The sequence below is a fragment of the Halobacillus sp. BBL2006 genome, assembly GCF_000786645.1.
In the GTDB taxonomy this organism is placed as follows: Bacteria; Bacillota; Bacilli; order Bacillales; family Halobacillaceae; genus Halobacillus.
This window is the reverse complement of record NZ_JRNX01000878.1, coordinates 1-878: the sequence shown is the minus strand read 5'-3', so window position 1 is coordinate 878 and position 878 is coordinate 1. Positions and strand designations below refer to the sequence as shown.

General features: G+C 40.7%; 1 protein-coding gene. It reads left to right on the top strand.

Translation table 11 applies throughout. The features are described from left to right. The coding region (locus LD39_RS20710) for a sulfite exporter TauE/SafE family protein (RefSeq protein ID WP_035553229.1) at window positions 1–639 on the top strand (639 nt) is incomplete at its 5' end. Between the last annotated feature and the right edge of the window lie 239 nt (window positions 640–878).

Below are 878 nucleotides of genomic sequence, written 5' to 3'. Positions count from 1 at the left end.
GGCGCGGCCTTTTTAAGCAGTCTGCCGGGCGAGCTCATCAAACCATTTATTTCCCTTTTTCTACTTCTTCTTGGGATTTATATCTTAATTAGGTTTCTCTTTTTGAACCCTGAGTCTTCTCAACAAAAGCAGACTCTTTCCCTGAAAAAGCGGTTTATTTATCCGCTGGGTTTATTGGCAGGATTCTTCGATTCAATCGGAGGCGGAGGATGGGGACCTATTAACACACCCATTCTCCTTTCACAAAAAGGGGCAACTCCTAGAAAAGTGATTGGAACAGTCGATACTAGTGAGTTCGCTGTGACAACTTCTGCTACACTAGGCTTCGTTCTATTCTTAGGTTTAGATCAATTTAACTGGCTTTGGGTGGCTGCGTTTGTCATCGGCGGAGTCCTTGCTGCCCCTCTTGCCGCGTGGCTGGTGCAAGTAATACCTTCTTTGATACTAGGAGTTTTGGCGGGAGGTTTCATTATTCTAACGAACTTCAGGACCCTTCTCATTGCAGGGCAAGTTGAGACCTCCATTCTCTATACAATCTACGCGGTCCTGATTATTGGGTGGCTAATAGCGATCTTTTTCTCTATTAAAAAGAACACCAGATTCCGTCATTACAGAAAATCCTATGCAGAGCAGCGATAGAATAAAAAGAGTTGTAAATCGTGGAATGTACGATTTACAACTCTTTTCTTTATTTCTTTAATTCTGGCTAATTCCAAATTTTCATGTATTTTTTCTTGTGTATTCATCGATGGTATCTATCAACTCTATTACATTACGTTTGTTTCCATTCATGTATTTGATCGTATAGATTCCTTAAGTACTGGAGGATATCTGAGCGATTCACTGTAAAATTTTTCTCGCTTTCACAGTGATGAAAA